At 37.5% G+C, this 14,935-nt stretch carries 12 protein-coding genes and 1 pseudogene; 8 read left to right on the top strand and 5 right to left on the bottom strand.

Features of this window, described 5'->3' with window-relative positions:
* A partial coding sequence (locus tag F6K22_RS11755) for a collagen-like domain-containing protein (RefSeq protein WP_293097411.1) occupies positions 1-569 on the bottom strand: 569 nt, incomplete at its 3' end.
* 574 nt (positions 570-1,143) lie between these two features.
* On the opposite strand from F6K22_RS11755, the gene F6K22_RS11750 reads away from it, so the two are divergent.
* Both F6K22_RS11750 and F6K22_RS11745 read left to right on the top strand, forming a co-directional pair.
* The gene (locus F6K22_RS11750) at positions 1,144-1,734 is read left to right on the top strand and encodes a chromophore lyase CpcT/CpeT (protein WP_293097409.1); all 591 of its coding nucleotides are present in this window, start codon (positions 1,144-1,146) and stop codon (positions 1,732-1,734) included.
* Between the two features lie 478 nt (positions 1,735-2,212).
* Complete coding sequence (locus F6K22_RS11745; RefSeq protein ID WP_293097406.1) at positions 2,213-3,388, top strand: NAD-dependent epimerase/dehydratase family protein; 1,176 nt, start codon at positions 2,213-2,215, stop codon at positions 3,386-3,388.
* A gap of 104 nt (positions 3,389-3,492) precedes the next feature.
* Here F6K22_RS11745 and F6K22_RS11740 read toward each other — a convergent pair whose 3' ends face one another.
* From F6K22_RS11740 to F6K22_RS11730, 3 genes are all read right to left on the bottom strand, one after another.
* Positions 3,493-3,798 carry a zinc ribbon domain-containing protein gene (locus tag F6K22_RS11740; RefSeq protein ID WP_293097403.1) on the bottom strand — a complete coding sequence of 102 codons (306 nt, stop codon included), beginning with the start codon at positions 3,796-3,798 and terminating at the stop codon, positions 3,493-3,495.
* Positions 3,799-4,065: 267 nt separating this feature from the next.
* Complete coding sequence (locus F6K22_RS11735; protein WP_293097400.1) at positions 4,066-4,380, bottom strand: transposase; 315 nt, start codon at positions 4,378-4,380, stop codon at positions 4,066-4,068.
* Positions 4,381-4,564: 184 nt separating this feature from the next.
* The gene (locus F6K22_RS11730; protein ID WP_293097397.1) at positions 4,565-4,807 is read right to left on the bottom strand and encodes a helix-turn-helix domain-containing protein; all 243 of its coding nucleotides are present in this window, start codon (positions 4,805-4,807) and stop codon (positions 4,565-4,567) included.
* Positions 4,808-5,066: 259 nt separating this feature from the next.
* Between F6K22_RS11730 and F6K22_RS41945 the strand changes: the two are divergent.
* The 5 genes and pseudogenes from F6K22_RS41945 to F6K22_RS11700 all read left to right on the top strand — a co-directional run bounded on the left by F6K22_RS41945 (position 5,067) and on the right by F6K22_RS11700 (position 12,344).
* Positions 5,067-5,458: pseudogene (locus tag F6K22_RS41945) on the top strand (DUF4291 family protein).
* Between the two features lie 464 nt (positions 5,459-5,922).
* The gene (locus F6K22_RS11715; protein WP_293097389.1) at positions 5,923-7,056 is read left to right on the top strand and encodes a glycosyltransferase; all 1,134 of its coding nucleotides are present in this window, start codon (positions 5,923-5,925) and stop codon (positions 7,054-7,056) included.
* A gap of 130 nt (positions 7,057-7,186) precedes the next feature.
* Positions 7,187-9,787, top strand: a complete 2,601-nt coding sequence (locus tag F6K22_RS11710) for a GAF domain-containing protein (protein ID WP_293097386.1) — start codon at positions 7,187-7,189, stop codon at positions 9,785-9,787.
* 672 nt (positions 9,788-10,459) lie between these two features.
* Positions 10,460-11,185, top strand: a complete 726-nt coding sequence (locus tag F6K22_RS11705; RefSeq protein WP_293097383.1) for a pentapeptide repeat-containing protein — start codon at positions 10,460-10,462, stop codon at positions 11,183-11,185.
* A 979-nt stretch (positions 11,186-12,164) separates the two neighbouring features.
* A complete protein-coding gene (locus F6K22_RS11700) occupies positions 12,165-12,344 on the top strand; it encodes a hypothetical protein (RefSeq protein ID WP_293097380.1) in 180 nt (59 codons plus the stop codon).
* Here F6K22_RS11700 and F6K22_RS11695 read toward each other — a convergent pair.
* Positions 12,312-13,022: a PEP-CTERM sorting domain-containing protein gene (locus tag F6K22_RS11695; RefSeq protein WP_293097377.1), complete on the bottom strand. Its 711-nt coding sequence runs from the start codon at positions 13,020-13,022 to the stop codon at positions 12,312-12,314. The genes F6K22_RS11700 and F6K22_RS11695 overlap by 33 nt on opposite strands.
* A gap of 602 nt (positions 13,023-13,624) precedes the next feature.
* On the opposite strand from F6K22_RS11695, the gene F6K22_RS11690 reads away from it, so the two are divergent.
* Complete coding sequence (locus F6K22_RS11690; protein ID WP_293097374.1) at positions 13,625-14,359, top strand: Bax inhibitor-1/YccA family protein; 735 nt, start codon at positions 13,625-13,627, stop codon at positions 14,357-14,359.
* The last annotated feature ends 576 nt before the right edge of the window (positions 14,360-14,935 follow it).

Raw genomic sequence — 14,935 nt, 5'->3', positions numbered from 1 at the left:
GGACCAATGGGACCGACAGGACCAGCGGGACCAGGACCACCATCAGCACCAGGAGCACCAGCGGGACCAATGGGACCGACAGGACCAGCAGCACCTATAGGACCGGGAGGACCGACAGGACCAGCAGGACCAGGACCACCATCAGCACCAGGAGCACCAGCGGGACCAATGGGACCGACAGGACCAGCGGGACCAATGGGACCGACAGGACCAGCAGCACCTATAGGACCGGGAGGACCGACAGGACCGGCAGGACCAGGAGCACCATCAGCACCAGGAGCACCAGCGGGACCAATTAGACCTACAGGACCAGCAGGACCGGTAGGACCAGCAGGACCGGTAGGACCAGGAGCGCCAGTGGGACCTACAGGACCTACAGCACCAGGAGGACCGGGTATTATTGGAATTGGAACTTCAACAAATTGATTAGGAATGATTTCTGGCCCATCAACCAAGTCAAAGCCTGGTACAGTTGTTGGTTGTCCAGGTATGAGAGTGTTGATAGGTGAAGGAACAAATAAATTTTGATCAATTTGAGATCCTATTATTAAACCAAACTCTTCTTCCATTTCTTTTCTCAAGAAAGTAATTTTTCCCAGATTATAAGTGAGAACTTCACTTTTGAGAATAAAAATTTTGTGATCTAGCTATCAAAATACTAAGCAAATCTAATGACTTACAAAATGTTTAAGTGGCCAAATATTTTATCTCTCTCAACCTAAATTTTTTGTGAAGCAAAACTTCTAAATCATTCCAACTTAACTGATATTGAAATAGATGCCATATCCAAAAACTCAAAAAGTAATTCTGCTCTAAAACCCGCTTTCCATAGTATTTTCCTAAATTCCAACCTATTAGCTTTTATTCCAGCTTATAATTACTCTTAGTCCCAATAGTTTAATTACTGTTCACATCAACCCCATCAAATACTATTAACTTTTCTTTATCTAAAAAAATGCAAAATACAAAACTTGAAAAATATGACAAAAAATAACGGTTGAAAAAATATTTAACTAGCAAACAAAATAAAAAATTAATTATAGAGACGTTAAACTTTTTATAAAGTTCCCTAATGATCAAATAAAAACATTTAATTTAAAATTTTATTTTGAACTTGAAATCCTGAATTTGCACTCAATCAAAATGACCCACTCAACAGATATTACTACCTTGGCACGTTGGTTGTCCGCCGACTTCAGTAACCAACAACAAGCTTTTGACAACCCACCCCTTTTTGCTCATATTCGCGTTTGTATGCGTCCGCTTCCATATCAACTACTCAATGGACTTAGCCTATATCTAGAGCAAGCTTATGACATTACCCTCAACAAACCATATCGAGTCCGAATCCTGAAATTAGTCCCTTCAGAAGACCATATAGATATTGAAAACTATGCCATTGACCAAGAAGAAGAATTTTATGGAGGTTCCCGCAACCCTCAATGCCTAGAAACCCTCAAAACAGAACAAATTAAAAAATTACCAGGCTGCACCTTTATTACAAAATGGACAGGTAATAGTTTTAGGGGAGAAGTAGAACCAGGAAAAGGTTGTACTGTAGTCCGTAAAGGGAAAACTACCTATCTAAAAAGTCACTTTGAGATAGATGAACAGAAATTTATTAGCCATGACACAGGATGTGACCCGGAAACAGATCGACAAGTATGGGGAGCGATCGCTGGACCTTTTGAATTTGTTCGTTGGACTAGCTTTGCTGATGAAGTTACCATTTGACATTTCCCTGTCATAAGTTGCTATATCTTGCCCAAAAGTTATCATACCAATTTCATGAAGTTTTTTGCTAGTTATATTTCGAGCCGATCGGTACAAATATCTTAATGGTTTGGCATCAAAAGTTTGGTATAACTATAATTTTGTAAAAATGGTATAAAAATATTGTCTAGAGTTGAAGAATTAGAGATAATCAGAAAGCATACTATAAATTTACTGATTGAATCTGAAGGGAGATAATTTCGTAATTTGATTTTAAGACTCCTTGTTTGGCGACCTGACATGAAACCTTTAGCCTGACGTTATTAAAGCAATAATATGGTGTTAGATCGCTTTCCTGCGGAATCCTGCGCAAACGTCTCAGTTCTAAGGTCGAACCTTCGGTACTCAAAAAACCTTTGATTTAATTCAGAGAGTGTCAAAAAGTTCTAATACCTGGTACATTAACCGAATATCAGTAAGCAAGATTCAAAGTAAATTTATGAAAGTCCTGGTAATTGGTGGCGATGGCTACTGCGGTTGGGCAACCGCTCTTTATCTTTCCAATCAAGGTTATGAAGTAGGTATCCTAGACAATATGGTTAGGCGACACTGGGATATCCAACTTCAAGTCGAAACTCTGACACCTATTGCCCCCATTCAACAACGAATCCAACGTTGGAAAGACCTCAGTGGCAAAAAAATTGACCTATACATAGGAGATATCACCAACTACGACTTCCTGAGTAAAACACTACGTCAGTTTGAACCAGAATCTATAGTCCACTTTGGCGAGCAGCGTTCGGCTCCATTTTCTATGATTGACCGGGAACACGCTGTTATGACTCAGGTTAATAATGTAGTTGGTACTCTGAATATTCTTTATGCGATGAAAGAAGACTTCCCAGACTCTCACTTGGTTAAACTGGGAACAATGGGAGAATATGGTACGCCTAATATAGATATAGAAGAAGGCTACATTACTATTGAACATAATGGACGTAAGGATACTTTACCCTATCCAAAACAACCAGGGTCTTTCTATCATCTAAGTAAAGTTCACGACAGTCACAATATTCATTTTGCCTGTAAAATTTGGGGTCTCCGTGCTACAGACCTCAATCAAGGAGTTGTATATGGTGTTGCTCTAACTGGTCTCTTGGATGAAGAGATAATCAAAGATGAAATCCTCATTAACCGTCTCGACTATGATGGAGTTTTTGGTACAGCTCTCAATAGATTTTGTATTCAAGCAGCTATTGGCCATCCACTTACCGTTTACGGCACAGGTGGACAAACCCGTGGATTTTTAGATATTAGAGATACAGTCCGTTGCATGGAAATAGCGATCGCTAACCCCGCAGAGCCAGGAAAATTCCGAGTTTTTAACCAATTTACTGAAATGTTTAGTGTGAGTGACTTGGCAATGAAAGTCCAAAAAGCTGGTGAATCTTTAGGATTAGATGTAAAGATTAGTCACTTGGATAATCCTAGAGTAGAATTAGAGGAACATTATTTTAATGCCAAAAATACGAATTTGCTAGACCTGGGTTTAGATCCTCATTATCTGTCTGATTCTCTCTTAGATTCTCTACTCAACTATGCTATTCAATACAAGCAACGTGTTGATAAAGATCATATTCTACCCAAGGTATCTTGGCATCGAGAAAAAACTTAAAAATTAGATTCTGTAAAAAATACATGAATATCCAAAACTGAGGCCAAAATTGACATCCTCCCGACGCTGCTCTACGAGACGAGACAGCGCGGGATTCCCATCCATCAATCAAACAGACTGAGCTGAAGGAATGACTCAAGATGGGTTGACACATCATTGGAATCTGCTGGGTGGCAAGTCTGAAGTTTCTTCCGTGTCTGATAAATAATCGACCGTTGCACCTCGGCGACTTCATTGAAAAGTGAGACTTGCACAGGCATTTGTGCTACTGTTTCTTTGACTGTTTCAACCTTTGCTTTTGGTTGAATTACATTAAGAATATTTACAGCAGCATTAATATCACGGTCATGAAATGTTCCACAATTTAAACAAGCCCACTCACGTTTCATGTCGCGCAGCGAAACATTCAATTCTTTTTTGCCACCTTTAAACCCACAACAACTTCATTTTTGGCACTTTTGGTTCCCAACGATTAATAACTCTAAACTCTTTACCATACTTTTCACATTTAGCCTCTGTAAAAGTCCTAAATTATCGCCATCCTAAATCACTAATTGCTTGAGCTAGTTTTCTATTACGAACCATCCCAGAAACATTGTCATACTTCTAGTACAATTTTGTCGTATTTGCTAACCAAATTAGTTGACAATTTGTGTAAAAAATCAGTCCTAATATCTTTAGATTTGAGCATGAAGCTTGGCAACTCTAAGCCGTGCCTTTTCACGACGCTTACTGCCTGGTTCAGTCTTGGCAAATTTGCGCTGGAATTTAGCCAACTTTTTGAGGTTATTTTTAAGAGGTTTTGGAGCATCAATTTTATCTCGGCTGCTCAAGGTTACAAAAGTGGAAATACCTAAATCAATGGCTATTGAGTTGTCAGTTTTAGGTAACGGTTCAGGGTTTATTTCTACTACAAAGCTAGCAAAGTAGCGGTTGTCAGAATCTCCGATAATAGTCAAAAAACTAGGTTCACTAGGTAGTTTTCTAGACAAAACTATTTTAATTTTTCCTACTTTTGGTAGATAGATTTTATCTTGACCGACATGATAATTTTTACCTACGAATCTAGCAGTTTGTTTTGACTTTTTACTCTTGAATTTAGGTTAAACAACCTAAATTCCTTGTCCCTTGCCTTTACAACTATCAAAGAAGTTTCTGTAAGCTTGGTCTAAATCTTTAAGAGACTGTTGTAATGGAGTAGATGCAACTTCCTTTAACCAAATTAATTCCCTTTTGGCACTTAGTTATGAATTGTTTAGTTAAGTCAACATAATTAGGTTTCTTTTGCCCATCAGAATATAGTTGATTAGAATATGCTAATGTATTATTCCCAACATACCTGCAACAGCCAAATAGTTGATTAATGCGCGTTATTTGTATATGATTAGGATAAATGCGGTATTTGTATCTAGCTTTCAAGATATTCGACCTATTACTAACACGCTCGTAGTTTTATTATAGCATGGGTTGGCATTCCCATACGACGCTCCCTTTCAGGAGAGCGCGGGTATAAGTGCCAACGTTTAGATAATTTATATCGTCATATAAAGTTACAAAACTCAGATCTAAAGGTTTACCTAAAAACTAAGTTATTTTTATTGTTTTTTTCTTCAGAATCATTGACAGATGATAAAAAAAACTAAGATATAAAATTACTCAAGACTACTACTTAGTTAATATGCAGTTAGTCACAGAAAACTACTTAACTAAAGTTAGTAATTTGCCAGAACGAGGCAAACAAATATTAGCGCAATTTGATGAAAACTCTATAGTTGTCTATCAAGCATATAAGCCAGAAATAGGTCGTTTTGCAGCCTTAAAAGGTTATTTTAGTGGTGAGTTTAGCCTAAGTAGAATGAGTTGGATTAAACCTAACTTTTGTGGATGATGTATCTTTCTGGATGGGGAACAAAAATAGGGCAAGAAGTCATTCTCGCTGTAACTATCAAACCCACAGTATTTGATGAAATTTTAGCAAAAGCAGTACATTCAAAATTTATCCCAGCTATATATAACACTATAGAAGAATGGAAAAAAGCTGTACAGCGATCGCCTGTAAGATTGCAATGAGACCCAGACCATAATCCCATGGGTCAAAAACTGGAAAGACGAGCAATTCAACTAGGACTGCGTGGTGAAATTTGACAAAATTATAGCCGAGATTGGATTATAAAGATAGAAGATATTACAGAATTTGTACAACAGCAGCGCAGTAATAGAGAATCAAATAAATGGATTAATTTAATTACACCGACAGAAAATGTTGATCCAGTAGATAATTCTGAGATAATACACAAACTAGGATTATCAATTCCTAATATGAAGTCCGCTTAAATAGTTGTCATGGCAACGGTCGGGAAACAATCTCTCAAACCCTAAGATTGTTTCCTTGCACTCCATTCCAAGTAGCTGTAGACTTGACAGTAATTAATATCCAGAGTTGATATGACTCAAATAAATAGGTAATAACTAAACCTGTTACAACGCCCAAAAAAAGCAATATTCTGACTAATATTTTCCAAGCTAATATACTTATGAGGATCGCCCTTTTTACCGAAACTTTTCTACCAAAAATAGATGGTATAGTTACCCGTCTTTGTCACACGGTTGAGCATCTACAACGTGCTGGCGACCAAGTGCTAATATTTTCTCCAGCAGGAGGACTTACAGAATATAAAGGAGCAAAAATTTGTGGCATTGACGGTTTTCCCCTACCACTATACCCAGAATTAAAATTAGCAATACCAACTCCCACCATTGGAGAAGAGCTAGAAAAATTTCAGCCAGATATAATTCACGCAGCAAACCCTGCGGTGTTAGGTTTGGGTGGGTTATTCTATGCCAAAAAGATGAATATTCCACTCGTGGCATCTTATCATACCCACCTACCTCAATACCTACATCACTATGGTTTAGGAATGCTCGAAGGCTTACTTTGGGAATTACTTAAATCAGGCCATAACCAAGCCGACCTAAATCTTTGTACCTCTACAGCAATGGTAGAAGAACTAAGCAACCACGGCATTGAAAGAGTAGACTTATGGCAGCGAGGAGTAGATACAGAATTATTTCAGCCACACCATGCAAGTCTGGAAATGCGCGATCGCCTCAGTCGAGGAAATCCCAACAATACAATACTACTATATATTGGACGTTTAGGTGCAGAAAAAGAAATTGAGCGTATTAAACCAATTCTAGAGGCCATCCCCAACGCTTGCCTAGCTCTTGTAGGTGATGGCCCTAACAGACAAACCCTAGAACAACATTTTGCGGATACTCCTACTCATTTTGTGGGCTATTTGCGTGGTCAAGAATTAGCCTCTGCTTATGCTTCTGCTGATGCCTTTATCTTTCCATCTCGTACCGAAACTTTAGGATTGGTACTTTTAGAAGCAATGGCCGCAGGTACTCCAGTAGTAGCGGCCAATTCAGGAGGCATTCCTGATATTGTTACAGATGGAATAAATGGTTATCTATTCGATCCGGCTGATGAAAAAGGAGCTATTACAGCTACTCAAAACCTTTTAGCCGGCTCAGAAGAACGAGAAACGCTACGGAAAAATGCCAGAGCTGAAGCGGAACGTTGGGGATGGTCAGCAGCGACTCAACAGTTAAGAAACTATTATCAAAAAATTATCTCTGCCTATTCTATGCTATCGGCAGCTTAAAAATATCAAAAAAAAAGGTTTTAAACCTTTTTTTTTGGTAAACTAACCATGCTACTTTAGGTTGGAAAATTTAAGCAAAGCAAAATAAACTTAAGTTGGAGCCATTTAACTTTAAGAAAAAGAAGTCGAAATGACATTCTCTAATGCTGCAGGCAGTATTCTCGCAACATTGACTCAAGTTGATAGTATGGGTCTACTGGCAACTCGTGTCAAAGATTTGCCAGTAGAAGAGTTTGTTTGTATTCTGGACTTTATTACTGCAGAGTTTCATCAATATCACCGGGCCATAGACTTAATTAATAATGAAGGTATCGAAACTTTATTAGAACAACTTTTAGATGCTTTTACCTTAAAAATTGGTCAAGTCCTGAAAGCAGATCAAACAACTATTTTTCTGGTTAACCAAGAAAAAAAACAACTTTGGTACAAGACAGTTGTAGAAAATACAGCTAAATCTCAAGAGTACCACTTACCAATTAATGTAGGTATTTTAGGTCATGTGGCTACGACAGGAGAAGCACTCAATATTGCCGATGCCAAGAGTCACCCACTCTTTAACCAAGAGGTAGACCAACCCCCAGGCTATGATACTCGCACCATCCTATGTATGCCAATTTTTAGTACCACTAACTCTCATATACCAGTAGCAGTGGTACGACTACTGAATAAATCAAATGATGTCCCCTTTGATCGAGAAGATGAGCAACTATTCCGCTCTTTCGCTGAGTCAATGGGGATTATTCTCGAAAGTTGTGAATCTTTTTATGTTGTGGCTCGGAATCAGCGAGGGGTATCAGCACTACTAAAAGCTACCACAACTTTAGGTCAAAGTCTAGACCTGGAAAAAACTTTAAGAGCTGTGATGGATCAAGCTCGTAACCTGATGCAGGCAGACAGGAGTACATTATTTCTACTTAGTAAAGAAACAGATGAACTTTGGACTAAGGTAGCAACAGCAGATAGAAAAAAAATTGTGGAAATTAGAATACCAGCAAATCGTGGCATAGCTGGTTATGTTGCTTCTACTGGACAAACTCTGAATATTCCTGATGCTTATCTCGATCCTCGTTTTGACCCTAGTACAGACCAAAAAACAGGTTATAAAACTAGAAATATTCTTTGTATGCCTGTTTACAATGCTAAAGGTGAATTAATTGGGGTAACTCAGTTAATTAATAAAAATCAAGGTAGTTTTACCGCTTCAGATGAAAAATTTTTATTAGCTTTTAATGCTCAAGCAGGTATTGCTCTCCAAAATTCTCAATTGTTTGAAAATGTTTTAGTAGAAAAACAATATCAGAAAGATATCCTACAAAGTTTGTCTGATGTTGTAATTTCTACAGATATGCAAGGCAGAATTGTGACTATTAATGAAGCAGCTTTAGAAATGTTGGGTTGCCCTATTAAACACGAAGTTAAAGGTAAAACAAGTGGGCAAATTTGGGAAGAAAAATTGATTGGTAGATATCTATGGGAAGTTATACCAATTGAAAATTTGAAGTTCCGTTTAGAAGACAGTCTGAATAATGGTACTAGACAATATGTTCCAGAACAAAACTTACGAGTAGGTTCATTTATAAATAAAGATAGGGAAGAGGAAGAAGAACTAATCCAAATCTTAGCAGTTCCTGACCAAAAAAATCCCAATATTTATTTTGCTTGGGGAGAAAACATATCAACAAATATCCAGGAAAATCTGATTCAAAATAATCACAAAAATATTAGCAAATCAATAGATTTATCAGAAATAGATCGAGTCTTGGAACGGAGTGTTAATTTAACAGTTAATCCCTTGACAAATCCTGTAGGTGGCGTGCGTGGTGGGTTGGTAGTTTTAGAAGATATTAGTCAAGAAAAACGCATGAAAAATGCGATGTATCGCTACATGACACCAGGAGTAGCAGAACAAGTAATGGCTTTAGGTGAAGATGCTTTACTTGAAGGAGAACGTAAAGAAGTAACTATTTTATTTTCTGATATTCGAGGTTATACAAGTATTACAGAAAATCTAGAAGCATCTGAAGTAGTTAAACTTTTGAATGAATATTTTGAGACAATGGTAGAGGCAGTATTTAACCATGAAGGAACTCTAGATAAATTTATTGGGGATGCTTTGATGGCAGTTTTTGGCGCACCATTATCTTTAGAAAATCATGCTTTGATGGCTGTGAAAACTGCTTTGGATATGCGTCACCGTCTCCGGGAATTTAATTTATCTCGTCCTAATGAAACACAATTTAAAATTGGTATTGGTATTAGTTCAGGAGAAGTGGTTTCTGGTAATATTGGTTCCCAAAAAAGAATGGATTATACAGTAATTGGTGATGGTGTAAATTTGAGTTCCCGTTTAGAAGCAATTACTAAACAATATGGTTGTGATATTATTTTGAGTGAGTTTACTTATCAACTTTGTAGCGATTATATTTTGGTCAGAGAGTTAGATAAAGTTAAAGTAAAAGGTAAACAAAAAGCTGTGAGTATATATGAATTGATTGGTGCAATTTCTCAACCTATTGACCAGGAAACAGAACAATTTTTAGAACTTTATATTAAAGCTAGACAAGCTTATACAGAAAAGAAATTTTCTGAGGCAATTAATTATTTTGAGACGGCAAAAAAAATTAGACCTGAAGATAAAGCTGTTGCTATACATATTGAGCGATCGCTTGACTATATAAAAACTCCACCACCAAATGATTGGGATGGTAGTTATACTATGACAACTAAATAATTAATAATTAATAATTAATAATTAATAACTGGAGAGTACAAAGTTCTTCTAAAAAACGATTTACCGATCTGACTGAAAGTATTATTAGTCAAGGCTTACAGTACATACAGCTCTAAATAGAGAGTTTCTAAGCTGGAAACCGCTGAAAGCCGTGGCTAGCAATGCCTATTCCAATAACTTTGCACTGTCTAGTTAATAATTAATAATGGATAATGGATAATGGATAATGGATAATGGATAATGGATAATGAAAACTATCTATAAATTGTTAATTATCAATTATCTATAGCAATCACCGAATCAGATGTGAGAATTGAAGTATTCCTTAAAGGTGTAGAATATAGCAGTTATCTTATCATCAGGACTTACGCATAGACTCTAGATATAGTGTTTAAAAACTGTTGCGCAATAGTTTTAGACTCTACATTTAGTAGATCTGCGTAAGTCCCGATCGTAATAGATACATTTTTCCTTCTTCTGTGTTCCCAGTTAAGTGTTCCCCCTTCACTAAAAATCTCCAATATCTCACAACTAAAACCATACTGCTATATTTAAAAGGAGAGGCTTTAAATCTCTGGAGATTAATTATTAATTATCAATTATTAATTATCAATTATCAATTATCTATGTTCCCTGCTATAACTAATAACTGAATTACCTCAAATACAAAATATGAAACTAACAATATTGGCAATTATTATTATTTTCTCCCAAGTTGGTTGGATAAACTCAGCAAAAGCAGCTAACCGAGCAGCTATCAGAAGACTATTAGAAACTAATGAATGTCCAGGATGTGACCTCCGTAGAGCCAACTTATCTAATGCTAATTTGATTGGAGCTGACCTAGCAGGAGCAAATCTCGAAGGAGCAAATTTGTCTGGTGCTAACCTGGCGGTAACTATTCTTTCTGATGCTAATCTATCTAATGCTAACCTTTCTAAAGCAACAATGAATGATGCGGATCTTCGAGGTGCAGATTTAACAGATGCTTATTTAGGTCATGCCAATTTATCTAGAGCTTATCTAACAAAGGCAAATTTAGAAAATGCTAATCTATTTGAAGCAAATTTGATTGAATCTCTTGCTAGTGGAGCTAATTTATCTAATGCAAATTTACGTCAATCATATTGGTTTAGAGCTAACTTAGAAAATGCCGATTTGAGTGAATCCGATCTTTTCAATGCTAATATGCATCAAGCAAATTTGAAGGATGCAGATTTTTCTAATGCTAACCTGACTAAAGCTAAATTAATGGAAACAAATATCACTCTTGCTAATCTCAGTGGAGCTAATTTAGAAGGAGTTAACTTGCGTGGTACAAGTATAGGTCCAACTCTATGTTTAATCAATAATTTTATAGAATGTGCCGCGCCAAAAGTAATTCCTGAAATCCAATAAAAATTCTGGCGTTGCTCAAACGCGGATATGATTTTCAATCTTTGGAGGTAGGGAGTAGGGAGTAGTTCTAATCAATCTCAGTCAGGGATGACTTCTGAATTCTGACTTGCGCGTAGCGCTATATATGCTCAACTGAAAAAAGTAGAAATGATTTATATGATTTCCGGATCATAAGCGATAAAAAAATTTTTGTTTGTAGTAGGGCTTGAGCAACATGAAATATCTATCTTTTTGCTCAAGCTCTACTACGAGAGCTTCTAATGATAACTATTTAACCGGACATGATATTACTTTTGACATCCTCCCGACGCTGCACTTGCGTGACAGCGCGGGATTCCTAACCATCGCGCTATTTGGGCTTTCTGCTGCCTCTTGCAGAGGAGCTTCGCTAACAATGCACCAGCCTCCAAGGCCCTCGCCTCTTTCCGGTCTAAAGGCGCGCTCCTAAAGACTTGCCAGCGCCGCCAAAGGGGGTCTCCCCCATGAGCGACTGGCGCTGACACTGCTAGCCCAGCAGCCTTTAAGGACTATAGCACACTATTGTAAAAACCGCTCTTATTGATTGGTTTTCCCATATCTCAGCTCCCTTGTCAGGAGAGCGCGGGTCAAGGGCTAACGTTGAGATAATTCCTAGTTTTGATCGCCCTGATAATTTTTACTTTTTCTTTGAACCATGCGATAGTATCAAATTCAGATGATTAGTTATTGTAGTCATTGCAACTGGAACGGAGTGGAAGCAAGCAATCTCCCGCCACCCATGATATTGCTTCTATTTTGTAGCTGGGGACGACTTTTCAACCTGATTCTATATCACCAACAAATATTTATGATCGGCTCCCAATTGAAGAGAATTTTCAAAGGTTACTAAAATAAAGTGATATAAGATTTCTTAATCCTCTTTAGACCTTTTTAGATGCTAGTAGATGTTTGTTAATTATGGTAAATACCAAAGTCTAATTTAGAGTTAATGGTAAAATTCGTGATAAGTATCAATCAAGATCGAGGCAAATTAGGTAAGGAGAATGCGATCGCCTATTTTTTTATAGACTTGTTTGTGAGACTCTCACTAATATCACTATTATTAGTTAGAGTAGAGCGATCGCTCACCCTATCACCAGACTTTTGCTTAGGAGCTTTTCTTGCGACGGCTTGCAACTAAACCTGTAGCAACTACACCTAGACCGAATAATGCAGTTGGTTCAGGAGTTGCTACTTTCATTTCCCCTACTAAAGCACCAGAGAAGGTTGCACTCGCACTAGGATTAGTTCCATTTAAAATATTCTCAACATATGCGACATTTGTATCTGCTAGCTGAAGTGTTAAGTCACCTTTACCTTTGGTTTGCTTGCCGTCCTCATCTTCAAAAATTCCATAAAGAGATACTAATATATCTACATTAGGATTATCTTCCGCCTGCATTACATGTATTTCAGACTTAGTGAGAGAAAAAGTACTAATACCATCAGTTATGCTACTATCATCTATCCCAAAGTTAGGAACATCTAATCCAGGAAAATCTAAGTTACCAAAATCTAAGAAGGTATCGGGAAAAGAAGTTACTGTATATGGAGTACCAGTACTTCCATCAAATGTTAAGGGGCCTTGAATAGCTGCTGAGTTAAAATCCATAAAACTTCCACTGGTAACAGCAAGTCCTACTGGACCTGGATTTGGATCGAAACTTAACTCACCTTCTGACAATGTAATAGTGGTCATTGTACTACCTATACTGAAACCCCCAGTTAATCCAGCAGCCTCTGCAGCGCCAGTACCAGCAAATAAAGCACCTACAGCGAAAGGAATAGCAGCGATGGAAGCAACGATTTGGTTTTTCATTTTGAAGACTCCTTGTAATTAGTTATGTAGATTTTTACTCAGTAATTAATAAGAGGTTAATACTTAGTTTGTTTACCTGTTATTCTAGGTAGAAACTTTAACTTCTTATCCGTAGTTTTAGCGGTTTGTGAACCTCTCTTTCCCTCACAAATATAATCTAGCTAACCCCACTTAAGTATTGCAAGTCTTTTTCCAAGTCTTTACCGAATCTTCAAGAAAATCTGCTGGAATTTCACTCAATTCAATGCTGTTTCACCAGAGATATTTTTAGCATAAGCTGTAATTTTTTTTACATTCAACCGGGTATTTACTATTAAGCCCATTACTATCTCACACCTACGCTATATGTATGGAAAATGAAGAAAAAAGGATTTATATAGATTTTCAAGCACAATTCTACCGATTGAACTGAAAAATCAAGTAATGTTACCCAGGGATTTATAATGAGTGAAAACAGAATTTTTTAGCTAAAATGAAGTTATTGGAAAATATGTACAAATTCATTTACAAATAGTCGGTAATCTGGTATATGCACAAAATCCACTCAGGTGTCACAATATATATATATAGAAATCCTTTTTGATTAACGAAGAGAAACTATCATGGCTAATACCAGTAATTTCCGTCAAGCAATGCGTGAAGCTCAAGGCCAATCGTTAGTAGGCCCAAACGTGATTGCTAATGCCTTACCTCTTGTAGGGGGTGGCCTAGTTCTTACAGCAGTAGGTACATTTGGTGGCCTAGGAGTCTTAAGCTCTAACCCAGGTATATTTATGACTACATTCTGGATAGCCCTCATCGCAGAATTAGTCCTATTTTTTGTTGCCCGTGGAATTGCGGAAAAAGGCAATAACAATGTGGCTCTACCTTTATTGGCTACTTATAGCTTGCTATCCGGATATACCCTGAGTGGTTTAGTATTTGTGGCTTTAAGTACTCAAGGCGTAGGTATTGGGGGAGTAGGTTTTGCAGCCCTGGGTTGTGGTGTTACTTTTATTGCAGCTCGTCAAATAGGCTCAAATTTGTCTGAAGAAGATGGCATGGCCTTGACAAAAACTGTTAGCCTGGGAATAATGGCGCTATTAGTAGCAGTTGTCGGCCAAGTTATTTTTAGCTTTTTCGGTATTTATACAGCAGGTTGGTTAGAAATTGCCATCTCTGGCATTGGTGTATTTCTATTTGCTGGTGCTGCAGTAGTAGATTTCTACATTTTGCCCCGTACTTATAGAGACGATCAGTATATTCCGGCAGCTCTCTCTATGTACTTAACTTACATCAACCTATTTATCTTTATTCTGCGACTGATAATTGCAATTAGTGGTGGTGGTCGCGACTAGGTTATTAGTAGCAGTGAGCAGTTGATGAAATAGCCCTGCTCTTGTGTAGGGGTTTGGTGACCAAACCCCTACTTTTAGTATTTTCCCTAAAACCTAGAATTTTCTGGCGTACCAGCAGTAATTCTGGTTGTATAGCACTGCCCATTTAGGTTAGGACATTTTTAACGAAGTCAGAAGTTGTTTTTCTAACGGGGATGCGTGAGCAACCCTCTAAAAACATTTCTCCTGAAAAAGCAGGGTTTTAGACCCAATTATTTGATAATCTAAGCTCTGAAAGCTACTTAAAAATCCCTGTTTGGGATAAGCTTCCACCCTGTCGCACCATTTTAAATTTGTCAGTATTGTAATATCATGTTTGGTAAAACACTTATAATTAGGGGCGGTTAGTGCAAAAACTCGCTATAAATATATCTGAGGGGCGCGGTTAGCGCAACAACAAACAAAGACTTTTTTGATTAGGAGACGATCGCCATGGAAGTATTAGACATTAAACGAAAAATAGAAAATTTGTCTTCTCGCCTGAGAACAACCCAGGACTATCTTTGACATTCCCGCACTAAAAGCAAAAATCGAAGA

The organism is Okeania sp. SIO2F4, assembly GCF_010672385.1.
GTDB lineage: Bacteria > Cyanobacteriota > Cyanobacteriia > Cyanobacteriales > Microcoleaceae > Trichodesmium.
This window is presented reverse-complemented; position numbering and strand designations above follow the sequence as displayed.

Excerpts from the sequence above, each read along its gene's own strand:
- F6K22_RS11690 (WP_293097374.1), top strand. The coding sequence starts at position 13,625 with ATGGCTAATACCAGTAATTTCCGTCAAGCAATGCGTGAAGCTCAAGGC.
- F6K22_RS11695 (WP_293097377.1), bottom strand. The coding sequence starts at position 13,022 with ATGAAAAACCAAATCGTTGCTTCCATCGCTGCTATTCCTTTCGCTGTA.
- F6K22_RS11705 (WP_293097383.1), top strand. The coding sequence starts at position 10,460 with ATGAAACTAACAATATTGGCAATTATTATTATTTTCTCCCAAGTTGGT.
- F6K22_RS11710 (WP_293097386.1), top strand. The coding sequence starts at position 7,187 with ATGACATTCTCTAATGCTGCAGGCAGTATTCTCGCAACATTGACTCAA.
- F6K22_RS11745 (WP_293097406.1), top strand. The coding sequence starts at position 2,213 with ATGAAAGTCCTGGTAATTGGTGGCGATGGCTACTGCGGTTGGGCAACC.
- F6K22_RS11750 (WP_293097409.1), top strand. The coding sequence starts at position 1,144 with ATGACCCACTCAACAGATATTACTACCTTGGCACGTTGGTTGTCCGCC.
- F6K22_RS11715 (WP_293097389.1), top strand. The coding sequence starts at position 5,923 with ATGAGGATCGCCCTTTTTACCGAAACTTTTCTACCAAAAATAGATGGT.